This is a genomic window from Alitiscatomonas sp. (assembly GCF_037242085.1).
In the GTDB taxonomy this organism is placed as follows: Bacteria; Bacillota; Clostridia; order Lachnospirales; family Lachnospiraceae; genus Alitiscatomonas; species Alitiscatomonas aceti.
This window is the reverse complement of record NZ_JAXXBR010000108.1, coordinates 1-24,607: the sequence shown is the minus strand read 5'-3', so window position 1 is coordinate 24,607 and position 24,607 is coordinate 1. Positions and strand designations below refer to the sequence as shown.

21 protein-coding genes are annotated in these 24,607 nt (G+C 54.1%); 19 read left to right on the top strand and 2 right to left on the bottom strand.

Annotated features, from left to right (window positions below; all coding sequences use genetic code 11):
* The 17 genes from WIH05_RS11450 to WIH05_RS11370 all read left to right on the top strand — a co-directional run.
* The coding region (locus tag WIH05_RS11450; RefSeq protein WP_337425405.1) for an excinuclease ABC subunit UvrC at positions 1-1,125 on the top strand (1,125 nt) is incomplete at its 5' end.
* Between the two features lies 1 nt (position 1,126).
* A complete protein-coding gene (gene hprK / locus WIH05_RS11445; protein WP_022273368.1) occupies positions 1,127-2,053 on the top strand; it encodes an HPr(Ser) kinase/phosphatase in 927 nt (308 codons plus the stop codon).
* A gap of 11 nt (positions 2,054-2,064) precedes the next feature.
* The gene (gene murB, locus WIH05_RS11440) at positions 2,065-2,928 is read left to right on the top strand and encodes a UDP-N-acetylmuramate dehydrogenase (RefSeq protein ID WP_337425404.1); all 864 of its coding nucleotides are present in this window, start codon (positions 2,065-2,067) and stop codon (positions 2,926-2,928) included.
* Positions 2,929-2,940: 12 nt separating this feature from the next.
* Positions 2,941-3,810 carry an RNase adapter RapZ gene (gene rapZ, locus WIH05_RS11435; protein ID WP_022273370.1) on the top strand — a complete coding sequence of 290 codons (870 nt, stop codon included), beginning with the start codon at positions 2,941-2,943 and terminating at the stop codon, positions 3,808-3,810.
* A complete protein-coding gene (gene whiA, locus WIH05_RS11430) occupies positions 3,811-4,773 on the top strand; it encodes a DNA-binding protein WhiA (protein ID WP_022273371.1) in 963 nt (320 codons plus the stop codon).
* Positions 4,774-4,807: 34 nt separating this feature from the next.
* Positions 4,808-5,062 carry an HPr family phosphocarrier protein gene (locus WIH05_RS11425; RefSeq protein WP_022273372.1) on the top strand — a complete coding sequence of 85 codons (255 nt, stop codon included), beginning with the start codon at positions 4,808-4,810 and terminating at the stop codon, positions 5,060-5,062.
* A gap of 57 nt (positions 5,063-5,119) precedes the next feature.
* Positions 5,120-8,599, top strand: coding sequence for a DNA polymerase III subunit alpha (locus WIH05_RS11420; RefSeq protein WP_022273373.1), 3,480 nt, complete (start codon positions 5,120-5,122; stop codon positions 8,597-8,599).
* Positions 8,600-8,650: 51 nt separating this feature from the next.
* Positions 8,651-9,628: a 6-phosphofructokinase gene (gene pfkA / locus WIH05_RS11415; protein ID WP_022273374.1), complete on the top strand. Its 978-nt coding sequence runs from the start codon at positions 8,651-8,653 to the stop codon at positions 9,626-9,628.
* 13 nt (positions 9,629-9,641) lie between these two features.
* Complete coding sequence (locus WIH05_RS11410) at positions 9,642-10,013, top strand: metalloregulator ArsR/SmtB family transcription factor (RefSeq protein WP_022273375.1); 372 nt, start codon at positions 9,642-9,644, stop codon at positions 10,011-10,013.
* Between the two features lie 4 nt (positions 10,014-10,017).
* Positions 10,018-10,833: a diaminopimelate epimerase gene (gene dapF / locus WIH05_RS11405; RefSeq protein ID WP_022273376.1), complete on the top strand. Its 816-nt coding sequence runs from the start codon at positions 10,018-10,020 to the stop codon at positions 10,831-10,833.
* Positions 10,833-11,270, top strand: coding sequence for an Lrp/AsnC family transcriptional regulator (locus tag WIH05_RS11400; protein WP_158358591.1), 438 nt, complete (start codon positions 10,833-10,835; stop codon positions 11,268-11,270). The genes dapF and WIH05_RS11400 overlap by 1 nt, the downstream gene beginning before the upstream one ends.
* Before the next feature lie 161 nt (positions 11,271-11,431).
* A complete protein-coding gene (locus WIH05_RS11395) occupies positions 11,432-13,150 on the top strand; it encodes a peptide ABC transporter substrate-binding protein (protein WP_022273378.1) in 1,719 nt (572 codons plus the stop codon).
* A gap of 19 nt (positions 13,151-13,169) precedes the next feature.
* On the top strand, positions 13,170-15,149 hold the full coding sequence (locus WIH05_RS11390) for a S9 family peptidase (RefSeq protein ID WP_022273379.1): 1,980 nt from the start codon (positions 13,170-13,172) through the stop codon (positions 15,147-15,149).
* Positions 15,143-16,066, top strand: a complete 924-nt coding sequence (locus WIH05_RS11385) for an ABC transporter permease (RefSeq protein WP_337425403.1) — start codon at positions 15,143-15,145, stop codon at positions 16,064-16,066. Before WIH05_RS11390 ends, WIH05_RS11385 begins: the two co-directional genes overlap by 7 nt.
* A gap of 11 nt (positions 16,067-16,077) precedes the next feature.
* Positions 16,078-17,004, top strand: a complete 927-nt coding sequence (locus WIH05_RS11380) for an ABC transporter permease (RefSeq protein WP_022273381.1) — start codon at positions 16,078-16,080, stop codon at positions 17,002-17,004.
* A gap of 10 nt (positions 17,005-17,014) precedes the next feature.
* Positions 17,015-18,022 carry an ABC transporter ATP-binding protein gene (locus WIH05_RS11375; RefSeq protein WP_022273382.1) on the top strand — a complete coding sequence of 336 codons (1,008 nt, stop codon included), beginning with the start codon at positions 17,015-17,017 and terminating at the stop codon, positions 18,020-18,022.
* Positions 18,015-19,031, top strand: coding sequence for a dipeptide ABC transporter ATP-binding protein (locus tag WIH05_RS11370; RefSeq protein WP_022273383.1), 1,017 nt, complete (start codon positions 18,015-18,017; stop codon positions 19,029-19,031). Before WIH05_RS11375 ends, WIH05_RS11370 begins: the two co-directional genes overlap by 8 nt.
* Before the next feature lie 77 nt (positions 19,032-19,108).
* On the opposite strand, the gene WIH05_RS11365 is transcribed toward WIH05_RS11370, so the two are convergent.
* Positions 19,109-20,458 (bottom strand): sigma 54-interacting transcriptional regulator, encoded by a 1,350-nt coding sequence (locus tag WIH05_RS11365; protein WP_022273384.1) that lies wholly within the window; start codon positions 20,456-20,458, stop codon positions 19,109-19,111.
* Positions 20,459-20,707: 249 nt separating this feature from the next.
* Between WIH05_RS11365 and WIH05_RS11360 the strand changes: the two genes are divergently transcribed.
* Both WIH05_RS11360 and WIH05_RS11355 read left to right on the top strand, forming a co-directional pair.
* Positions 20,708-22,339, top strand: a complete 1,632-nt coding sequence (locus WIH05_RS11360; RefSeq protein WP_022273385.1) for an amidohydrolase — start codon at positions 20,708-20,710, stop codon at positions 22,337-22,339.
* Between the two features lie 21 nt (positions 22,340-22,360).
* The gene (locus WIH05_RS11355; protein ID WP_337425402.1) at positions 22,361-23,695 is read left to right on the top strand and encodes a branched-chain amino acid transport system II carrier protein; all 1,335 of its coding nucleotides are present in this window, start codon (positions 22,361-22,363) and stop codon (positions 23,693-23,695) included.
* Between the two features lie 106 nt (positions 23,696-23,801).
* Here WIH05_RS11355 and WIH05_RS11350 read toward each other — a convergent pair whose 3' ends face one another.
* Positions 23,802-24,464 carry an AroM family protein gene (locus WIH05_RS11350; RefSeq protein ID WP_022273386.1) on the bottom strand — a complete coding sequence of 221 codons (663 nt, stop codon included), beginning with the start codon at positions 24,462-24,464 and terminating at the stop codon, positions 23,802-23,804.
* Positions 24,465-24,607: the final 143 nt, after the last annotated feature.

The window sequence follows — 24,607 nt, the reverse complement described above, 5'->3', positions numbered from 1 at the left end:
ATCTACGGAAAGCTCATTGGCCGGGAGCATTTCCACGTTTCGGCCTCCACGGCCGGAGACGACAGCCAGATCATCGGCAGCTTCATAAAGCAGTTTTACGCCGGAACGCCGTTTATCCCCAGGGAGGTCTGGGTCCAGCAGGAATTTGAGGAAATGGGGCTGGTGGGCCAGTGGCTTACAAAGCGCCGGGGCCAGAACGTAAAATTTGTGATCCCCAAAAAGGGGCAGAAGGAACGGCTGGTGGAGCTGGCGGCCAAAAACGCCCTTCTTGTCCTGTCCCAGGATAAGGAAAAGATCAAAAGGGAAGAGCTTAAGACCATAGGAGCCATAAACCAGGTGGGAGAATGGCTGGGGCTTTCCGGAGTGAAGCGGATCGAGGCCTTCGATATTTCCAATATCAGCGGCTTTGAGTCGGTGGGCTCCATGGTAGTCTATGAGGACGGAAGGCCCAGGCGCAACGATTACCGCAAATTTAAGATCAAAACGGTCCAGGGGCCCAACGACTACGCCTCCATGGAGGAGGTGCTCACCAGACGGTTTGAGCACGGTCTTTCGGAGCGGGAAGAGCTTATGGCCATGGAGACGGCGGACGGGGAGCCGGGAAATATGGAACGGTTCGGGAGCTTCACACGCTTCCCGGATCTGATCATGATGGACGGCGGAAGGGGCCAGGTAAACGTGGCCCTGAAGGTCCTGGAGCGTCTGGGGCTCTCCATCCCGGTCTGCGGCATGGTCAAGGACGATAACCACAGGACCCGGGGCCTCTATTACCAGAATGTGGAGATCCCCATTGACCGGTACAGCGAGGGCTTTAAGCTGATCACCAGGATCCAGGACGAGGCCCACCGGTTTGCCATCGAATACCACAGGAGCCTCCGGAGCCAGGGCCAGGTCCGCTCGGTCCTGGATGATATTGAGGGCATCGGGCCAGCCAGGAGAAAGGCGCTGATGCGCCGGTTTAAATCCCTGGAGGCCATCCGGGACGCCAGCCTGGAGGAGCTTTCCTCCACTGAGGGGATGAACCGGCGGGCAGCAGAAAGTGTATATGGATTTTTCCACGGGGAGCTGGAAGGAAAGGGATCCGGTCCGGAAAGCCCGGGAATGAATCGCCAGGAAGGAGAATAATATGTACGGGGTTACTATTACGGAACTGATAAAAAAAATGGATTTCAGAAATCTTACGCCGGAGATCGATGCCGACAAGATCGTTTTATCCCATCCGGACGTGAACCGTCCGGCCCTGCAGCTGACGGGCTTTTACGATCATTTCGATAACGAGAGGGTCCAGATGCTGGGAAATGTGGAGCTGGCTTATCTTTCCGGCCTTACCACAGAGCGGCGCAAGGCCATGTATGACAAGCTTTTGTCCAGCAAGATCCCATGTATCGTATTCTGCCGCGGCCAGGAGCCGGGTGAGGACGTGCTGGCGCTCTGCTGCCATTACGGCGTTCCCTGCCTGTCCTCTGCAAAGCCCACCTCGGACGTGATGGCGGAGGTGACCCGTTGGTTAAAGGCCAAGCTGGCTCCCTGCATCAGCATCCACGGCGTTCTGGTGGACGTGTTTGGTGAGGGCGTTCTCATTACGGGGGAAAGCGGCATCGGAAAGAGCGAGGCGGCCCTGGAGCTCATCAAAAGGGGCCACCGGCTGGTGAGCGACGACGTGGTGGAGATCCGGAAGGTGAGCGACGAGACCCTGGTGGGCTCCGCTCCCGATATCACCAAATATTTCATTGAGCTCCGCGGCATCGGGATCATTGACGTGAAGACCCTCTTCGGCGTGGAGAGCGTCAAGGATACCCAGTCCATCAACATGGTGATCCGTCTGGAGGAGTGGGATAAGAGCAAGGAATACGACCGTCTGGGCATGGAAGACCAGTATACGGAGTTCCTGGGCAATAAGGTGATCTGCCACGACATCCCCATCCGTCCGGGAAGAAACCTGGCAGTGATCGTGGAGTCGGCGGCTGTCAACTACCGCCAGAAAAAAATGGGCTACAATGCGGCCAAAGAGCTTTATAACCGGGTCCAGGCGAACCTGGCCAGAAAGAGCTGACAGGAGGTTTCATGGAAATAAGGATCAATGAACCAATGAAGATGCATACCTCGTTCCGGGCCGGGGGACCGGCCGCCTGGTATGCGGAGCCGGAAACGGCAGAGGAGCTGGGGGCCCTGGTCTCCCTCTTCCAAAAGGCCGGACTGCCCTGGTACATCGTGGGAAACGGGAGCAACCTTCTGGTCAGCGACCAGGGGTATCCGGGCCTCATCATCAGCACCAGCCGGTTTGACCGGCTGGAGACCGAGGGGGAGATCCTGCGGGCCGGCTCCGGCGTTCTGCTTTCAAAAGCTGCCAGTCTGGCCTTAAAATGCGGCCTTACAGGGTTAGAATTTGCCGCCGGGATCCCTGGGACCGTGGGAGGAGCCTGTGTCATGAACGCCGGGGCCTATGGATCGGAAACAAAGGATGTGCTTCTGTCCGCCACGGTGCTGACGCCGGAGGGCCAGATAAAGAGGATCCCGGCAGAGGAGCTGGAGCTGGGCTACCGTACCAGCTGTATCCCGGGAAACGGCTATGTGGTGCTGGAGGCAGAATACGCCTTAAAGCGCGGAGAGCCAGAGGCCATAAAGGCCCGGATGGACGAGCTTTCCGCAAAGCGCAGGGAAAAGCAGCCGCTGGAATATCCCAGCGCCGGAAGCACCTTTAAAAGACCCCAGGGCCATTTTGCGGGCCAGCTGATCCAGGAAGCCGGTCTTAAGGGCTTTACGCTGGGGGGAGCCGCCGTGTCAGAAAAGCACGCGGGCTTTGTCATCAACCAGAACGGGGCCACGGCGTCGGAGATCTACGGACTCTGCATGGAGGTAAAAAGACGGGTGCAGGAGCAGTCCGGAGTGGAGCTGGAGCTGGAGGTAAAGCTCCTGGGCGGATTTTAGGAGGAAACGGCCGTGAGACTGATCATTGTTACAGGCATGTCGGGCGCGGGCAAATCGACGGCTCTGAAATTTTTTGAGGATATGGGGTTCTACTGTGTGGATAACCTGCCCATCCTGCTCATAGAGAAATTTGCAGAGCTGACCTTAAGGGACGAGAACAACGCCAGTGATATCGCCCTGGGCATCGACATACGCAGCGGGCGGGAGCTGCCCCAGCTGCAGACCATCATCAATAAATGGCGGGAGAATTCCTATCCCTTTGAGATCCTGTTTTTAGAGTCCAGCGACCAGGTGCTCATAAAACGCTATAAGGAGACCAGGAGGAGCCATCCCCTGTCCCGGTCCGGCCGGGTGGAAAAGGGCATCAGCCTGGAGAGGGAGAAGCTGGCCTTTTTAAAGGACGAGGCCGACTATGTGCTGGATACCAGCAAGCTCCTTACAAAGGAGCTGAAAAAGGAGATCCGGACGCTCTTTTCCAGGGACCGGGAAAAGAGCAGCCTGTTTATCACAGTCCTGAGCTTTGGCTTTAAATATGGGATCCCGTCGGACGCGGACCTGGTATTTGACGTGCGGTTTCTGCCAAACCCCTATTATGTGGAGGAGCTGCGGTTCCATACGGGGATGGAGGAGCCGGTGCGGGACTACGTGATGCAGGGCGGTACGGCCGCAGAATTTTTAGAAAAGCTCATGGACCTTCTCCGCTTCCTGATCCCCAGGTATGAGCAGGAGGGGAAGAACCAGTTAGTGATCGCCGTGGGCTGCACCGGAGGGAAGCACCGGTCTGTGGCCATTGCCCATGAGGTATTTAAGCGCCTGAAAGAGGCGGAACGGTACGAGGTGCGCATGGAGCACCGGGATGCAGATGTGGATGGAGTGAGATAGATGTCATTTTCTGCCAGAATCAAGGAGGAGCTGTCCCGGCAGATGAGTCCTGCCAGGCACTGTCAGATCGCAGAGATCGCGGCGATCCTGAGCCTTTGCGGAGGGATCCAGATATCGGGGGACGACCGGTATACCATCAAGATCCATACGGAAAATGTAACAGTTGCAAGAAAGTGCTTTACTTTATTGAAAAAAACATTTAATATAGAAGCTGACATATCGATACGCCGGAATGCGCACCTGGGAAAGAACCGGGTCTATTCCGTTTGTGTAAAACAGCACGAGGATGCGCTCCGGGTATTGAAGGCCACAAAGCTGCTTTCCGAAGACGGGGAGATCGGAGAAAACCTGTCGGTGGTTGGAAACGTGGTGGTACAGAATCCATGCTGCCGCCGCGCGTTTTTAAGAGGTGCCTTCCTGGCGTCCGGCTCCATCAGCGATCCGGAAAAGTTTTATCACTTTGAGATCGTCTGTGCCACGGAGCCCAAGGCCCGGCAGATCCAGTCCATTATGGCGACTTTTGACATAGAGGCAAAAATTGTCATGCGGAAACGGTACTATGTGGCATATATTAAAGAGGGAAGTCAGATCGTCGACATGCTGAATGTGATGGAAGCCCACCTGTCACTTATGGAGCTGGAAAATATCCGGATCCTGAAGGAGATGAGAGGAAATGTCAACCGCCAGGTAAACTGTGAGACGGCCAACATCAACAAAACGGTGTCCGCTGCGGTGAAGCAGATCAACGATATTGTTTTCATTCGGGATACGGCCGGGTTTGAGAGCCTGCCGCCAGGGCTGGCGCAGATCGCCAGGGCGCGGCTTGAAAAGCCAGAAGCGACGCTGAAAGAACTGGGTGAAGACCTGGAACCGCCTGTTGGAAAGTCGGGGGTCAACCACCGGCTGAGAAAGCTCTGCGAACTGGCAGAACGCCTGAGGGAGGAGCAGGGAGCTGGACAGTGAGGTTTGCTGTCCATGTGTTATGAGGAGGATTGTTATGACAAAACGGACCGTTACTATTGAATTGGCTTCCGGTCTGGAGGCACGTCCGATTGCAATGCTGGTTCAGCTTGCGAGCAGCTATGAAAGCAGGATTTATGTTCAGAGCGACAATAAAAAAGTCAATGCCAAAAGCATCATGGGGATGATGACACTGGACCTTCCGGTTGGTGAACAGGTGGTCGTTACGGCTGACGGAGCAGATGAAGAAAAGGCGATCAACGATATTGAGAAATATCTGAGCAATAATTAAGTCCAGGAGGCTGTTTTCCCATAGGAAACAGCCTCTTTTTAACGGAGGAGGCAGCAGATGGCTTTTACACACTTACACGTCCATACGGAGTACAGTCTCCTGGACGGTTCCAGTAAAATAAAAGAGCTGGCGGTCAGGGCAAAGGAGCTGGGAATGGACAGCATGGCCATCACCGACCACGGGGCCATGTACGGCGTCATTGATTTTTACCGGGCAGCCAGGGAGGCGGGGATCAAGCCCATTTTAGGCTGTGAGGTCTACGTGGCCCCTGGCTCCAGGTTTGACCGGGAAAACGTCCATGGCGAGGACCGGTATTACCATCTGGTGCTTCTGGCGGAAAATAACGAAGGCTACCAGAATCTGATGAAGATCGTTTCCAAGGGATATGTGGACGGCTTTTATTATAAGCCCCGGGTGGATATGGAGGTACTTAAGACGTACCATAAGGGGATCATCGCCTTAAGCGCCTGTCTGGCCGGAGAGGTGCCCAGGTTCCTGGCGCGGGGGCTTTACGAGGAGGCGAAGGAGGCCGTCTTAAAATACCAGGAGATCTTTGGACGGGGAAATTATTTCCTGGAGCTCCAGGATCACGGGATCCCCATGCAGCGCCAGGTGAACCAGGGGGTCATCCGCCTTTCCAGAGAGCTGGATATCCCTCTGGCAGCCACCAACGACTGCCACTATATCAATGCCGAGGACTGGGAGGCCCACGATATCCTGTTATGTATCCAGACGGGAAAAAAGGTGGCCGATGAAAACCGGATGCGGTATGAGGGCGGCCAGTATTATGTGAAATCCGAGGAGGAGATGCGGGAGCTGTTTTCCTACATCCCCGAGGCCATTGACAATACGGCAAAGATCGCAGAGCGCTGTAATGTGGAGATCGAATTCGGCGTCACAAAGCTGCCGCGCTATGAGGTGCCGGAGGGCTACGATTCCTGGGGCTATTTAAACCATCTGTGCAGCGAAGGCTTTAAGGAGCGGTATCCGGAGGACGACGGGACCTTAAAGGAGCGGCTGGAATATGAGCTGGGCGTCATAAAGCGCATGGGCTATGTGGATTACTTCCTTATTGTATGGGATTTCATAAACTTTGCCAGATCCCATGGGATCGCCGTGGGCCCTGGCCGCGGCTCCGCAGCCGGCAGCATCGTTTCCTACTGCTTAAAGATCACCAACATCGATCCCATCCGCTACCAGCTTCTGTTCGAGCGGTTCCTGAACCCGGAGCGGGTGTCCATGCCGGATATCGACGTGGATTTCTGCTATGAACGCCGCCAGGAGGTCATCGACTACGTGGTGGAGAAATACGGAAAAGACCAGGTGGCCCAGATCGTCACCTTTGGTACCCTGGCAGCCCGGGGCGTGATCCGGGACGTGGGAAGGGTCATGGACCTGCCGTACAGCCTCTGCGACCAGGTCTCCAAAATGGTCCCGGCGGAGTTAAACATCACCCTGGACCTGGCCTTAAAGAAAAATCCGGAGCTCAAGGCCCTTTACGATACCGATGAGCAGGTCCATAAGCTCATCGACATGTCCAGACGGCTGGAGGGGCTTCCCAGGCATACGTCCATGCATGCGGCCGGAGTGGTCATCAGCCGGACGAACATCGATGAATACGTGCCCCTGTCCCGGGGCTCCGACGGCACCATCACCACCCAGTTTACAATGACCACACTGGAGGAGCTAGGACTTTTGAAAATGGACTTCCTGGGGCTCAGGACCCTGACCGTGCTCCAGGATGCCGTGGCCATGATCCAGAAGGACCACGGCGTAAAGCTGGATCTGGATCACATTGATTTCAATGATAAAAAGGTCATGGAGTCCATCGGAACGGGAAAGGACGACGGCGTGTTCCAGCTGGAGAGCGGCGGAATGAAGAGCTTCATGAAGGAACTGAAGCCGGAGAGCCTGGAGGACATTATCGCCGGGATCTCTCTGTACCGTCCGGGCCCCATGGATTTCATCCCCAAATATTTAAAGGGAAAGAACGATCCGGCGGCCATCACCTATACCTGCCCCCAGCTGGAGCATATCTTAAAGCCCACCTACGGCTGTATCGTGTACCAGGAGCAGGTCATGCAGATCGTCCGGGACCTGGCCGGGTATACCCTGGGAAGGAGCGACCTGGTGCGCCGTGCCATGTCCAAGAAAAAGGCGGACGTCATGGCCAGGGAGCGGAAGAATTTCGTTTACGGCAACGAGGAAGAGGGAGTAAAGGGCTGTGCGGCCAACGGCATCGATGAAAAGACGGCCAACCAGATCTTTGACGACATGACGGATTTCGCCAAATACGCCTTCAATAAGTCCCATGCGGCGGCCTACGCCGTGGTGGCCTATCAGACGGCCTATTTAAAATACTACTATCCCAGGGAATTCATGGCCGCCCTTATGACCTCCATCATGGATAATGTCACAAAGGTGTCAGAATATATCCTGGCCTGCCGGAACATGGGGATCGGGATCCTGCCCCCGGATATCAACGAGGGCGTGAGCGGCTTTTCCGTTTCCGGGAACAGCATCCGCTACGGGCTTTCGGCCATTAAGAGCGTGGGACGGGCTGTGGTGGAGGTGATCATTTCCGAGCGGGAGGCGGGCGGGCCGTTTCCCACCCTGGAGGATTTTGTATCCAGGATGTCCAACCGGGAGGTCAATAAGAGGACCCTGGAGAGCTTCATAAAATCCGGTGCCCTGGATTCCCTTCCAGGCACCAGGAAGCAGAAGCTGTACGTTTCATCGGAGCTCCTGGAAAACAAGGCACGGGAGAAAAAGACAGTGATGGAGGGGCAGATGAGCTTCTTCGATATTGCGCCGGAGGAAGACAAAGGCAATTTCCAGGTGTCCTTCCCGGATGTGGGGGAATTTGATAAGGAGACACTCCTGGCCTTTGAAAAGGAGACCCTGGGGATCTACGTCAGCGGCCATCCCATGGAGGCATACCAGGAACTGTGGCAGAAGAACGTGACGGCCCGGACCTCAGATTTCATCGTGGATGAGGACGGCCATACGGTGGTGGAGGACAATTCCATTGTGGTGGTGGGAGGCATGATCACGGCCAAAAAGGTAAAGACCACCCGCACCAGCCAGCTGATGGCCTTTGTGTCCCTGGAGGACATGGTGGGGACCGTGGAGGCCCTGGTCTTTCCGAAGATCTATGAGAAAAACAAGCAGTATCTGACGGAGGATTCAAAGGTCTTTTTACGGGGCCGGGCTTCCATTGGAGACGATCCGGTGGGAAAGCTGGTATGTGAGGAAGTGATCCCGTTTTCCGCCATTCCCAACGAGCTGTGGCTCCAGTTTGAGGACCAGGAGTTTTATGAAAGGACCGTGGACAGCGTCATGGCGGTCCTCCGGGAATCCGAGGGGAAGGACCGGGTGGTCATGTATCTGAAGAAGGAGAGAAAGCTCAGACGGCTGTCCTCCAGCTGGGCCATCGACGCCCAGGGAAGGCTTTTGGAGGAACTGTACACTTTACTTGGTGAAAAAAATGTCAAAGTTGTGCAAAAAACCATTGAAAAGCGGGATAAAATAGATTAAACTAGGGATTAGGCATCAATGAGCATGCAGGTAATTTGGAGGAATGAACATATGGCAAAAAAAGAGGTTAAGACCATCGGCGTACTGACAAGCGGCGGCGACGCGCCCGGAATGAACGCGGCGATCCGTGCAGTCGTAAGGACGGCCATCAATAAAGGCCTCAAGGTAAAGGGCATCATGAGAGGATATGCGGGACTTCTCCAGGAAGAGATCGTGGATATGGACAGCGTCAGCGTTGCCGATACCATCAACCGGGGAGGCACGATCCTTTATACAGCACGTTGTGAAGAGTTCCAGACGGAGGAAGGCCAGAAGATGGGTGCAGAGATCTGCAGAAAGCACGGCATCGACGGAGTCGTTGTCATCGGCGGCGATGGTTCCTTCCGGGGAGCGGGAAAGCTTTCTGCCCTGGGGATCAATACCATCGGACTTCCGGGAACCATTGACCTTGACATCGCATGTACCGATTATACCATCGGTTTTGATACAGCCGTCAACACGGCCATGGAGGCTATTGATAAGGTAAGGGATACGTCCACCTCCCACGAGCGGTGCAGCATCATCGAGGTAATGGGCCGCCGTGCGGGATACATTGCCCTGTGGTGCGGGATCGCCAACGGAGCCGAGGATATCCTGCTGCCGGAGCGGTATGACGGCAATGAGCAGTATCTGATCAATCGTATTATTGAAAACAGAAAGCGCGGAAAAAAGCACCACATCATCATCAACGCCGAGGGGATCGGCCACTCCACGTCCATGGCAAGACGGATCGAGGCGGCCACAGGGATCGAGACCCGGGCCACCATCATCGGCCACATCCAGCGGGGCGGCACCCCTACCTGTAAGGATCGTGTCTACGCCTCCATTATGGGAGCCAAGGCGGCGGAGCTTTTATGGGAAGGAAAGAGCAACCGGATCGTAGCGTACAGAGGCGGCCGGTTTGTGGATTACGATATCCAGGAAGCGCTGAACATGACAAAGGATATCTCAGAGGAGCAGTTCGAGATCAGTAAGCTTCTGGTCCGCTAAAAGAGGGAAGAGAATGGGAAGAAAAGAGGACGAAAAAATAGCCCCCCACTGTGATTTTATCCACGTCCATGAGCAGGTGGTAAAGCAGGTCATGGACGTGATGCCCCAGGGAGACGAGCTCCAGCAGCTGGCGGAATTTTTCCGTGTGTTCGGGGACTCCACCAGGATCCGGATCCTTTATGCCTTAAGCCAGTCGGAGCTGTGCGTCTGCGACATTGCCAGCCTTTTAAATATGGGCCAGTCGGCGATCTCCCACCAGCTCCGGATCCTGAAGCAGATGCGTCTGGTAAAATTCCGCAGGGATGGCCGGAGCGTTCTTTATTCCCTGGCAGACAGCCACATAGAAACAATCCTCGCCCAGGGGATGGAGCATATCGGAGAGTAGAAAAATGAAATTTACAAAAATGCAGGGACTGGGAAACGACTATGTCTATGTAAACTGCTTTGAAGAGACTGTGGAACGTCCGGAGGAGACGGCCAGGTTCGTCAGCAGCCGGAATTTCGGGATCGGCTCTGACGGACTGATCCTCATAAAGCCGTCAGAGAAGGCAGACTGCCAGATGGATATGTATAATCTGGACGGTTCCCAGGGGACCATGTGCGGCAACGGCATCCGCTGTGTGGGGAAGTACGTTTACGATCATGGCATTGTGGATAAAACAGAGATCGACGTGGAAACTCTGGCGGGGATCCGCCATTTAAGCCTTCATGTCAGAGACGGAAAAGTGGAGACGGTGACCGTGGATATGGGCCGTCCGGAGCAGACCTCAGAGATCGGGGAGGCCATCACGGTCCTGGGAAAGGAATATGCGTTTACAGGAGTTTCCATGGGAAATCCCCACGCAGTGGTGTTCATGGACGGAGTGAAGGAGATGGATCTGAAGGAGATCGGACCGGCCTTTGAGTCCCATGAGCGCTTTCCGGGAAGGACCAACACAGAGTTCGTCCAGGTAGTGGATGAGGGCCATGTGATCATGCGGGTCTGGGAGCGGGGCTCGGGAGAGACCCTGGCCTGCGGCACCGGAGCCTGCGCCGTGGCTGTGGCCTGCGCCTTAAACGGAAAGACCGGAAGCCAGGTGGATGTGGAGCTTCTGGGAGGCGTTTTAAATATCCGCTGGGACCGGGAGAACGACCGGGTCTATATGACTGGTCCGGCCGTGGAGGTGTACCATGGCGAGATCGGTTTAAAGGAGAATAACGTATGATCGACCGTGTAGATAAGGAGATCCTGAAGCTTCTGCAGCAGAATGGACGGCTTTCCTTAAAGACCATTGCAGAAAAAACATTTTTATCCTCTCCGGCAGTATCCGCCAGGATCGAGCGGATGGAGAACGACGGGATCATCCTGGGCTATGAGGCAAAGGTGAGCCCTATCCGGATGGGATACCATATCCTGGCGTACATCAATCTGAACGTCCAGCCGGAGGACAAGAATAAATTTTACAAATATGCAGAGTCCATACCGAATATACTGGAATGCAGCAGTGTGACCGGTGAATATTCGGTGATCATGAAAGCAGCCTTTGAAAGTACCATGAAGCTGGATACCTTTCTGGGACAGCTTCAGAAATTTGGAAAGACCAGTACCCAGATCGTATTTGCGACTCATGTAGGTCCCAGGGGGATCCAGATCCAGGAATAATTCGTATATTTTAAGCCCCGGAACAGTCAGTTATGCAGGAAAATGCAGAAAAGACTGTTCCGGGGCTATTATATTTATAAAATGTGCTTGCATTTTTATTCATATAGTCGTATAATAGCATGCATAAACATTCAGACAGTGACATAAGGAGGAGAGCAGATATGAAAAAGAAGGTCCTTTCAGCCGTTCTTGCGGCTTCCATGTGTATGAGTTTTCTGGCCGGATGCGGAAACAGCGGCTCCGGTGATTCCGGAAGCTCCCAGTCCGGAGAGACATCCAAAGAAACATCGAAAGAAACATCCAAAGAGGCAGATTCCTCTGCGGCAGAAAAGGGAGACGGCGAGCCGGTTTCCATTACCGTCGGCGTCGGCCAGCAGTTTACGACCCTGGATCCGGGCCTTTCCACGGAGACAGTCAATCGTTTTGCCCTGGCCCATATGTATGCCGGCCTGTACAAAAAATTAGAGGACGGCAGCGTGGTGCCGGATCTGGCGGCCGGAGAGCCGGAGGTCAGCGAGGACGGCCTTACCTATACCATCAAATTAAAGGACGGCCTGGTATGGAGCGATGGTGAGCCCATTACAGCCCACGATTTTGTTTTTGGGATCAACAGGAACCTGACCTACGGTGCAGAAAACGGCTTCGTTACAGATAAGATGGTCCGCTATCTGGAAGGCGCAGAAGAGTATCTGGCAGATACAGAGGTGGATCTGGAGACCTTCTCCTTTGCCGGTGTGGAGGCTCTGGATGATACAACAGTGGTGTATCATTTAAAAACACCCTGTGCATTCTTCACAGGCCTTTTATGCGGCGGCGGCTTCCTTCCTTTAAGAGAGGATGTGGCAGAGGCCGGATTTTCTGAGTGGGCTGTGGAGCCGGGATACCCGGTGACTGGCGCCTATGTGCTGGACTACTGCAATGAGAATGAGAAGGTGGTCCTTACAAAAAATGAAAGCTTCTACGATGCAGAGAATGTGACGGTGGATGAGATCACCTTCCAGGTAATGCCCGACATGGACGCCCAGGCGGCAGCCTTCAAGACCGGCGATCTGGATGCGGCCCTGGCCATCAGCGCCTCCATCGTTTCCACCTATGAAAATCAGAATGAGCTGTGGAACCGTCCCCAGCAGTCGGTATACTCCATCGACTTAAACTCCGGGGAAAAGGGACCGGAGGCATTAAAGGATGTGAATGTGCGCCGCGCCCTGGCTATTTCCATTAACCGGGATGAGATCGTGAAGGCCATCAATGCCGGCGATTTTTATACTCCTCTGTACGGCTATGTACCCCATGGCATGAAGGGAGCCGAAGGTGACTTCCGTGAGGAGGGAGATGCGAAGCAGCTGTATCAGCAGTACGATCCGGAAAAGGCCAAGGAGCTTTTAAAGGAGGCAGGCTACGACGAATCCAATCCGCTGACCTTAAAGTATAAGTATTCCAATAACTCCATCCACGCCGATGTGGCCCAGATGTTAGAGCAGATGTGGAAGGCTGTGGGCATCAATGTGGAGCTGGATGTGGTGGAGTCCGGCGTATTTTATGACCAGATCGACCAGGGCGACTTTGATATGTCCCGTTATGGGCTTATGTGCACCAACGATCCGTCCGAGTTCTTAAACCAGTGGACCCAGGCCATGCAGCCGGTAGCGGCCGTGGCAGACGATACCTATGACCAGATGATGACAGACGTGACAAAGATCGTTGACAGGACTGAATATATGAACAAGCTCCATGAGATCGAAACGTATCTGGTGGAGGAGCAGGTATATGTGATCCCGTTATTTGATTTCAACGAGCCGGCATTAAAGAAAGAGAACCTGAAGGGCGTTTATATGACGCCGGGCGATGTTCCGATTTACTCTTACGGATATTTTGAATAGGAGGACTTAAAAAACGGTCATGGAAAAGTTAAAAATCAGCGATTTACTGGATTATAAGTTTCTGTCGGGGATCGTGGCATCCCCGTCGGGGAAAAAGGCGGCTTTCCTGGTAAAGCAGGCCAATAAGGAAAAGAACAGCTATGATTCATGGGCATATATCGCGGATTTTTGCACAGGGGAAGTCAGGAAACTGACTTCCTTTGGCGCGGAATCCCATCTTTTATTTGACAGCGAGAATACGCTTTTGTTCTCCTCAGTGAGAAAACACGAGGACAAGGCAAAGGACGGAAAGGAAAAGACCGTGTTCTACCGCCTTTCCTTAAAGGGAGGAGAGGCAGAACGGGCCTTTGAGATCCCATATTCCGTCAATGACATGAAAAAAATGGCCGACGGCTCCTACGTATTTTCCGCCACGGTGGACCTCAATAAGCCGGAGGATGAGGACGGCCTGAAGGAATACCAGGACTACCACATCATCGAGGAGCTTCCCTACTGGGAGAACGGCGCATATTTTGTGTCCAGATTCAGAAATACCCTGTTTACTTACCAGGAAGAAGAAGGAGTCTGTGAGCGGGTGACAGCTCCCCTGTTTGCCGTAAGCGGCTTTGAGCTTTCCGGGGAGACTATTGTGTACACCGGCGTTTCCTACGACCAGGTGCTGCCCATGAAGAACGGCATGTACGGCTACGACTGCCGGACAAAGACCACTACGGAATACGTGAAGGACGGGGACATGCACATCGGTCTTTTCGGCTGCTGCGGAGAGGGCCGGGACTTGAAGGTGTTCTTTGCCGGAAGCACCATGGACAAATACGGCAGCGGCCAGTATCCGGATCTTTATGTATGGGAAAACGGAAAAGCAGCGCTTTTTGCAAAGCACGGCAATTCCGTGGGCTCTGTTCCCACTGGGGATATATCCCTGGGAGGAGGAAAAAAATTCCTGGTGAAGGAAGGAGTTCCGTATTTTACCTCCTGCGCCCGCACCAGGGGACCAGTGCTTTCTGCAAAGGACGGCTGTGTTTCCGCGGCAGTGGATTTTGACGGCTCCGTGGACTGCTTCTGCCAGGTGGAGGGCGGTTTCGCCATGGTGGGAAGAACGCCCGGAAAGCTCCAGGAGATCTACCTCTATGATTCTGCCTCCAATACATACCGCCAGATCTCTGACCTTAACGGTGCGGCCTTAAAGGACCGGTATGTGGGTGAGCTCCATCCGGCGGGCTTTACGGATTCCGACGGCGTGGACATCGACGGCTGGGTGATCCTTCCCAAGGATTACGATCCCTCAAAGAAGTATCCGGCGATCCTGGATATGCACGGCGGCCCCAGAGTGGCCTTTGGAAATACCATGTTCCATGAGATGCAGGTATTCGCCAACAATGGATATTTCGTCATGCTCTGCAACCCCAGGGGCGGCGACGGCCGCGGCGACGAGTTCGCGGACCTGAGAGAAAAATATGGCACCATCGACTTCCAGGATTTCATGGAGTTTGTGGATCACGTATGTGAACAGTATCCGGCCATCGATACGGCCCGGATCGGTGTCACCGGCGGCAGCTACGGCGGCTGGATGACCAACTGGATCATCGGCCACACGGACCGGTTCGCGGCTGCTGTAAGCCAGAGGAGCTTCTCCAACTGGCTCAGTGATTTTGGCTGCAGCGAGATCGGATTTTCCTTTGACGTCAATGAAAACGGAGGAAAGACGCCGTGGACGGCTCCCAAGGAGCTGTGGGAGCGCTCTCCGGTGGCTTACGCAGACCGGGTAAAGACGCCGACCATGTTCATCCATTCCTTAAAGGATTATAACTGCCCCCTGTCAGAGGGAATGCAGATGTTCGCGGCCATCAAATATCACGGAGTACCCTCGAAGGCCGTGCTGTTCGAGGGAGAGAACCATGAGCTCTCCAGAAGCGGAAAGCCTCTGCACCGGATGCGCCGTCTGAAGGAGATGAACGACTGGTTTGATCTGTATCTTAAAGGAGAAAAAAGCGAATGTTAAAGTATATTGCAAAGCGCCTGGCAGTGGGCGCTTTCACCCTGTTTCTTCTGGCCACTGTCACCTTTTTCCTGATGCATGTGATCCCCGGCTCTCCCTTTGCCGGAGAGACCAGCAAGCTTCCGGCCAAGGTGAAGGAGCGGCTCTATGAAAAATACGGCCTGGATAAGCCTGTGTCTGAGCAGTACGTGATGTATTTAAAAAATGCCGCCAAGGGCGATTTCGGCGTATCCATTTACAGAAAGGGAAAGAGCATCGATAAGATCATTAAAAACGGCCTTCCCTATACCATGCGCCTGGGTGCGGTCAGCATCACCTTTGCCATGGTAACGGGGATCTTTCTGGGGACCGTGGCGGCGTTTACGAAGAAAAAATGGCTGGCGAACCTGGTACTGGTCATCGCCACGGCGGGGGTCAGTATGCCTGGCTTCCTGCTGTCGGTGCTGCTGCTCCTTCTGTTCGGCGTGGTGCTCCAGTGGCTTCCCTTTGTGGGCCTGGACAGCCCCCTCCACTATATCCTTCCGGCCGTGGGTATGTCCTTTGCCCCCATCTCCATGATCGCCAGGCTGGTGCGCTCCAGCCTGCGTGAGGTAATGAAGCAGGACTACATGGTTCTGGCCCGGTCCAAGGGTACGCCGGAAAAGCTGGTGATCCTGCGCCATGGTTTAAAAAATGCCATGCTCCCGGTGATCACCTATGCGGGCCCCATGATCGCCACCCTGCTTACGGGCAGCTTCGTTATTGAGAGCCTGTATTCCATTCCCGGCATCGGCGCGGAGTTCGTCACCAGCATCACCAACCGTGACTATACCATGATCATGGCCCTGACGATCCTTTACGGAGCGTTCATTATTATTGCAAACATCATCACAGACATAGCCAACGCGATGATCGACCCGCGGATCAAGCTTGGCAGATAGGAGGCGGTAAAATGGAAGAGACAAAGGTACTCCTGGACGATTCCATGTTTGAAAAACTGGACGACAGCGAGAAGAATACGGAATTTATCGCCATGGAGAGCAAGACCTATCTGCAGGACGCCTGGCGGTGCTTTAAAAAGAATAAGCTGGCCCTGGGAGGTCTGGTATTTTTATCCATCATGATCCTTCTGGCCATTTTTGTACCCATGGTATCCCCTTATACATATGACGCCCAGGATCTGGACCTGCGCAACGCCCTTCCGTCGGCGTCCCACCTTCTGGGGACCGATAAGCTGGGCCGGGATATCCTGGTACGCCTGATGTTCGGAGCCAGGATCAGCCTGGCTGTGGGCTTTGTGGCTGCATTTTTAAACCTGATCATCGGTGTGGTATACGGCGGCATCTCCGGCTTTGTGGGAGGAAAGGTGGACATGGTCATGATGCGGATCATCGACTGTATTTATTCCATCCCGTCCATGCTCTACGTGATCCTTATCATGATGGTATTCGGCTCCAACATCGGCTCTGTGCTTTTAGGCATCTGCGTATCCTCCTGGATCGGAATGGCCAGGCAGGTGCGTACCCAGGTGCAGACCTTAAAGCAGCAGGAGTTTGCCCTGGCGGCCTATGTCATCGGCGCCGGAAAGCTCCGGATCCTGTTTAAGCATCTGATCATCAACTGTATGGGCCCCATCATCGTTTCCACCACCTTAATGGTGCCGGAGGCCATTTTCACCGAGTCCTTCCTGGCCTTCATCGGAATCGGCATCTCCCTGCCCCAGGCCAGCTGGGGAACCCTGGCCAGCGAGGCCAGATCGGTGATCCAGAGCTATCCCTTACAGATCGTGTGGCCGGTGCTTGCCATCTGTCTCACCGTGCTTTCCTTAAACTTTATCGGCGACGGCGTGGGAGAAGCGCTGGATCCCAAGAACCGTTAGGAGGTGTACCATGGCATTATTGGACGTAAAAAATTTGTGTGTGGACTTTCATACCGACCAGGGTACGGTCCATGCGGTGCGGGACATCAGCTTCTCTGTGGGAGAATCGGAGGCCGTGGGCATTGTAGGTGAATCCGGAAGCGGAAAGAGCGTGACCATGTATTCGGTCATGGGCCTTCTGGCCGGAAACGGCTTCATCACTGGCGGCAGCGTTTCCTTAAATGGACAGGAGATCACAGAAAGCGCCTTCCCGGACCATAAGGCCTATGAGGCGGCCATGGATCAGATCCGCGGCAATCAGATGGCCATGATCTTCCAGGATCCCATGACCTTTTTAAATCCTGTGGTGAAGATCGGAAAGCAGATCACAGAGGTCATTAAAAACCACCAGAAGGTGACGGACGCCGAAGCCCGTGCCCGTGCCATTGAGCTTATGGGGCAGGTGGGGATCCCGTCTCCGGAAAAGCGGCTGAACCAGTATCCCCATGAATTTTCCGGCGGCATGCGCCAGAGGATCATCATTGCCATCGCCCTGGCCAACAATCCGAAGCTCATCATTGCCGACGAGCCCACCACGGCCCTGGACGTGACCATCCAGGCCCAGGTGCTGGATCTGATCCGGGATATGAAGGAAAAAATGAATTCCTCGGTGATCATGATCACCCACGATCTGGGCGTGGTGGCCAGCCTCTGTGACCGGATCCTTATTATGTACGGAGGAAAGATCGTGGAATCCGGCAGCGACCGGGAGATCTTCTACGATCCGAAGCACCCCTATACCAGGGGACTTTTACAGTGTGTCCACAATCCGGAAAAGAAGGAGAAGCTGAAGCCCATTGCTGGCTCTCCGCCGGATCTTTTAAAGCCGCCGGCCGGATGTCCCTTTGTGGACCGGTGCCCGGAGGCCATGAAGGTATGTAAGCTCTACATGCCGGAGGTGACCACATATTCCGCCACCCACCAGTGCGCCTGCTGGCTGGAGGAGGCCAACAGGAGAAAGGGGGAGAACCATGGCTGATGCAGAGATCAGAAAGGAAGCGGCAGGAGAGAAGGCCCCGCTTCTTCAGGTTGACCATTTAAAGACGCATTTTGACGTGACCAAGGGCCTGTTTTCCCCGAAGCAGATCGTAAAGGCTGTGGACGATGTGAGCTTTTATGTGGGCGGGGGAGAGACCTACGGCCTGGTAGGAGAATCGGGCTGCGGAAAGTCCACTCTGGGCCGCACCTTGGTAAAGATCTACCCGGCTACCGGAGGGAAGGTCCTTTATAAGGGCCAGGATATCGCAAGGCTGGGGAAGGAGGAGGAAAAGCACTTCCGGAAAGAGGTGCAGATGATCTTCCAGGATCCCTACGCGTCCTTAAATCCCAGAATGACCGTGGGCGAGATCATTAAAGAGCCCATGGAGATCCACGGGATCTTAGATTCCTCCAAGGACCGGGAGGACCGGGCTGCGGAGCTTTTAAAAACCGTGGGCTTAAAGCCGGACCATATCCGCCGGTATCCCCACGAGTTTTCCGGAGGCCAGAGGCAGAGGATCTCCATTGCCAGGACCCTGGCCCTGAATCCCAGATTCATCATCTGTGACGAGCCCATTTCGGCTCTGGACGTTTCCATCCAGGCCCAGATCATCAATCTCTTAAAGGAGATCCAGGACGAGCTGGGGATCTCCTACCTGTTCGTGGCCCATGATCTGAGCATGGTCAACTATATTTCCCATCGGATCGGCGTCATGTATCTGGGCCATCTGGTGGAGGAGGGGCCGGCGGACCAGGTATACGAGCATCCGATCCATCCGTATACAAAGGCCCTTCTGTCGGCAATTCCCATTCCGGATCCTGACGTGGCCAAGTCCCGGTCCCGGATCAAGCTGGAGGGCGAGCTGCCCACGCCCATCAATCCCCCGGCGGGCTGTCCCTTCAAGGGGCGCTGTCCCATGGCCACGGAGGAGTGCGGAAAGTCCCGGCCGGAAATGCGGGACTTTGGCGGACATAAGGCGGCATGCTTTTATGCGGAGGCTGGGAAGTAGAGAAAATTGAAGAAGCAGTGAACTGGAAAACACCGGCTCCGCAAGCCCTTTTAAAGGGAGCGGAGCCGGTGTTTTTTCTATAAGAGTCCATATTTGGAAAGCTTGTTTAAAAGGGTCTGACGGGTGATGCCCAGTTCCCGGGCCAGGCGGGAGCGGTTGCAGCAGGCAGCCATGCGCCGGCTTAAGAGATCTGCTTCATACTGCTCCATCAGAGTTTTAAGACTGGCAGAGGATGGGGCCGGGCCAGCGGTACATCCGGCGCTGTCTGCGGGAGCAGTACGGGTGATATAGCTGGGAAGATCTTTTGGAGTGATCTCAGAGGACTCTGCAAAAATACAGGCGTACTCAATGGCATTTTTCAGCTCGCGGACATTGCCGGGCCAGTGGTAGCCGGATAACAGGGCGGCAGTGTCCTGGGACAGTGTTTTGCCGGGACCCTGGGGACAGAATTTTTTTAAAAAATATTCAGCCAGCAGGGGGATATCGTCCCGGCGCTGGCGGAGCGGGGGGACCTCCAGGATCACTGTGCTCAGGCGGAAAAACAGGTCATTGCGTATTTTCCCGGATCTCATGCAGGCGAAGGGGTCCTCGTTCATGGCTGAAACAATACGGAAATCACTCTGGATCTCCCTGGTGCCTCCCAGACGGCGGAGCTTTTTGGTCTCCAGGGCCCGCAGGATCTTTCCCTGGACGGCCGGATCGAGGGAGTTGATCTCATCCAGAAAAACGGTGCCTCCATCGGCCTGCTCCAGGATCCCTTTGGAGTGTACGGAGCCTGTGTATGCCCCTTTTTCTGAACCAAAAAAGGAGCTTTCCAGAAGAGATGAGGGGATGGCCGCACAGTTCTGCGGGTAGAAAAGACGTTTACACCTGGGACTGGCCGTGTGGACCGCATGGGCCACCAGCTCCTTTCCTGTCCCTGTTTCCCCGCAGATCAGAACATTTGCGTCGGTACGGGCAACCCGGAGGATCTGTCTTTTCAGAGTCTGCATGGCGGGAGAATTGCCGATCATATCCGGGATCGCTGCCAGGTCTGGAGAGACGGACGGATCGTCCTTCACATCAAGGAAGCGGTTGGGACTGCTTAAAAAGCGGCTTACACTGATGGAGCCGATGATCGAATCCCCCATACGGATCGGGAAGATCGATTCAATGCCGCTGGATCGCTGACCATTGAACAGCAGGTGGGTATATGCCCTGCTGATAGTAGATTCTCCATGGAGAGCCCTCAGCACTCCGCTGTCCGCAGGATCCACATCCAGAAACGTTGAACGGAAATGCGTTCCGACCACATCTGAAGCAGTAAAGGGGACTATATCTGGATTGAAGGGCTGGAAGTGGCGGATGATCTGCTGATCGTCAATGATCGTAACAGAATCCGCCAGAGTGCCCATGGTGATGATCTGGTCAATATAGTTCTCAAGCATGAAAAACCCTCCCGGAAATATGATTCCATGGCTGTCTGCCTTCGCTTGTAAAAATATTTATACAGTAGATATCAAATATATTATACATATATCACAAAAAAGTCAATGACAGGAGTAAAAATTTGTCTATTTTGAGCGAAAAAATGGTAAATGTAAGGTTTTTTTTGTTTGGCATGGAAGTTGCTTTATATGTATGGTATCAAGACTGTTACAGTAAGCCGGGGAAATAAAAACGAGAGGAGAGGGAGAATGAAAAAGAGTACGCTTTATGTAAATGGAAGGATCTATACCATGGATCCAGACAATACTGTTTACGAGGCCATGGCCGTAGAGGACGGACGGATCGTCAGGCTGGGGACAACAAAAGAGCTGATGGAGGAGATGGCTCCGGACCAGGAGCTGGAGGATCTGAAGGGCTGTCCGGTGCTGCCTGGAATGTGCGACTGCCATGTGCATATGGATATGACGGGCGCGATCATGGTATCCATCGATGCGGCAGGAAAAGGAAAGGAAGAGCTTCTGGAAGAGGTAAGGATGAGAGCCCAGAGCCTGGAAAAGGGAAAATGGATCACAGGCATGGGATGGAACCAGGACAGCTGGGATGGAAAATTCCCGACAAAGGAAGAACTGGATGCGGTGTGCCCGGATCATCCGGTCAAGCTGACCCGCTGCTGTGGTCATGCGTTCTGGTGCAACAGCCTGGCGCTGGAGCTGGCTGGATTTCATCTGGATGAAGTGAGCAAGCTGGATCCCAAGGAATACCCGGTCAATGAAGAAGGAAAGCTTCTGGGGGTTCTCATTGACGGCGGGTGCAAGTCGATCGAAGGTGTACTGCCGGAGGATACCAGGGAGGATACAGTCTCTCATTTCAAAATGGCAGAGGAAGAAGCCCTCCGGTTCGGCATCACCGCTGTGATGAATAAAGGAGCGGGCCTTGTCACGGCATCCAGCACCGACTGCGGACGCAGCGCAGTGGCGCTTGAAAAGGAATTGTTTGAGAAGGAAGAACTTAAGATCCGTTATTATGAGGCCCTCGCCGGACAGGATGAATATTTTGACGATTGCTTTAAGGATGGCCTGCACATTGATCTCTGCCATGGAAAGTTCACGCTCCGCAGCATAAAGCTGTTCGGAGACGGCGCATTTGGAGCAAGAAGTGCATGGATATCCAGGGATTACAGAGACCAGCCGGGAAAGCGCGGTTTTGGGATCCTTACGGATGAAGAAATGATCCGGCTGTTTAAGCGGGCAGACGAAAAGAATGTCCAGATCAGTATCCACAGCATCGGGGACGTATCCATCAAGCAGATCCTGGACTGCTATGAGACCGCTTTTGCAGACAGCCTGCATAAGGACCGGAGGTTCTGCATTGAGCACTGCCATCTGCCGTCGGATGAGGATCTGGCAAGGATCGTGAGCTATGGGATCATTTTCTCCACCCAGTTCCTCCAGTTATCCCTGGATATGGATGTGATTCCTGGGATCCTTCCGGACGCACTGTTAAAACGCCTTTACATCTGGCGCACTGTGGTGGAAAAAGGCGTGATCGTGACCAACGGTTCGGATTCTCCGTGCTCTACCATGAACCCCTTTGAATCCATGCATACGGCTGTAACGCGGCTCAGTGAGCGCGGGACCAATACATTTGAGGAAAAGCCTTATAAAGAGGCCCTTACCAGGCTCCAGGCCCTTAGGGCGTATACAACGACAGCGGCGTACAGTATGTTTAAAGAGAAGGAACTGGGGTCTCTGGAATGCGGGAAGCTGGCAGATTTCGTGGTGACGGATAAGGACTACTTTACCTGTGTGGAGGAAGAGATCCCGAAGATCCGCGTACTGAAGACCTATATTGGCGGAGAACTGTGTTACAGCGCAGAATAAAGGACAGGAGGGTTTATGTTTATGAAAAAGGGTAATTTATTACTGGATGCCGGGATCGTCGGCCTGGCTTTATTTGCAACGATCTTTGGAGCAGGAAACCTTGTTTTTCCGCCGATCCTGGGATTGACGGCGGGAACAGACTGGGTTCCGGCGACCCTGGGGCTCCTTCTTTCGGGAATCGTTCTTCCGGTTCTAGGAACATGGGCGGTAAACTGTGTGGGGGATCATGCCAAATTCCTGACCTACCATGTATCTCCGAATTTTTATACGATCCTTACGTGCTGTTCAGTGCTTCTCGTATGCGTGGGATCCACACTTCCCCGTGTAGGAGCCACAACCCATGAAGTGGGCGTACAGAGCATTTTCCCTAATTGCCCGATCTGGGTTACAGTGACGATCTTCTTTGCTGTGACGTATTATTTTGCAAGAGAAAGGGAGTCAGTCATCGACAAGGTTGGAAAATATCTGACACCGGCGCTGGTAGTTATCATCGGCATCATCCTTGTGAAGGGAATCATCACGCCGATCGGTGAGATCGCGGATCCTGTGCTTGCAAAACCGTTTGTCTCCTCGATCCTGGAGGGATACAAGGTTGGAGATCTGACCACGACCTTAATGCTGGCGCATGTTTTTATCTATGCACTGGAAGAGAAGGGATACATAGGCGCTGATCTGAAAAAAGGCGTATTTATGGCCGGTATCGTCTGTATTGTCGTAATGTCAGCGATCTATGTGGCGCTCACCTATATTGGAGCCACTGGCGGATCCTTATATCCGGCTGATATATCCAGGACGGCACTGTTATCCGGTATTGCATTAAATATTTTTGGAAAGACCGGTCAGGTCGGCCTTGGGATCGTAGTTGCCCTGGCCTGCCTTACCACCTCTGTGACTCTGGCTGCCTCTGCCGCTGCATTCTTTGTGGACTTATGCCGTACAAAGTTTGGCGTCCAGATCTCCTATAAGTGGCTGATCCGCGGGATCTGTGTATTCTGCGCAGTGGCAGGAACCTTTGGTGTTACCAATATCATTAATTACGTGACCCCGATCTTCCTTACCATATATCCGCCGCTGATCGTTCTGACAGTGCTTGGTTTTGTGGATAAGTGGATCCCCAATGATGGAATTTACAAGGGGGCTGTATATACATCCACATTTTTTGGATTCTTAGACGGCGTGATCGCAGTATTTCCGAATTTCACGGGACTGTATGACGTGTTATCCTATATCCCGCTGTTCACAGATGGATTTGGCTGGGTCATCCCGTCACTGGCAATGGGTGTGATCATGGGAATCGTATACCGCGGAAAGCCCAGGAATTACTGTCCGAAGACAGAAGAGCGTCTGGCGCTTTAAAGGGATAAGAGAAAAGGAAAACAGACCTGGTTTAACAGGGGGCAGGAGTGATGGATATGGATCGCTCCTGCCCCCTGTCGGCGGCTTTCTGTATTCAAAAACCAGTCTACGCCAGCTCCTTCACCACCCGAGCCGCCAGGGTCCGCGGGAGAAGCACGGATTTTCCGGTGAGGGCCTGGACCCGTTCCTTCATTTCCACGGTATAGCCGATGCAGTCCAGGACGATGAGATCGGCGTCGGAGGGGATGCTGCGGGCAGCCGCAGCCACGGCCTCTATGCCATCATAGGGAGAGGCGGCCAGGCCATAGACAGAACCGGCGCAGCCTGCCCATTTGGTCTGCATCTGGGGCAGCTGCTCTTTTACTGGAGCAATGACGGCCAGACGGTGCGGATGGATGGCAGAAACGATGGATGTCAGGATCTTACTGGGGAAGATTAACGGCACGTCTGCCTGGAATGTGTCGGGAAATTCTCCGGTGCAGAGGAAGAGGATCAGGGAGACCTGGTCCTTTTTCAGCTGGTCCATGCAGGCCTCAAGCCTTGGCAGGATATGGGACTCTCCAAAGGAAACGGAGCTTCCGTCCTTTAAGCGGGATACGAGCACATGATCGCCGGGAGCCGGAGTCATGGTCTGGATCTCCTCCTTTGTCAGTCCGTCCAGTCCGCCCATCTGGATGATCTCGATGGAGTCACCGAGGATGGGAGCGATCTCAGGGATCAGATCTGTGCGCGGCGTCTGGCCGACGGTGATGGCGCCTATTTTTTTCATGGGTTACCTCCTGTGGTTCTTTATTTATGATCTTCGATTCTGGCCTTCTGGCCTGCCAGCATCATTATACCATGTCCTCCGGACATGGTACCCCTCCGGGAGATTTGAGCGCCTGGATTTTCGCGGTGAACGCGAAAACCAGA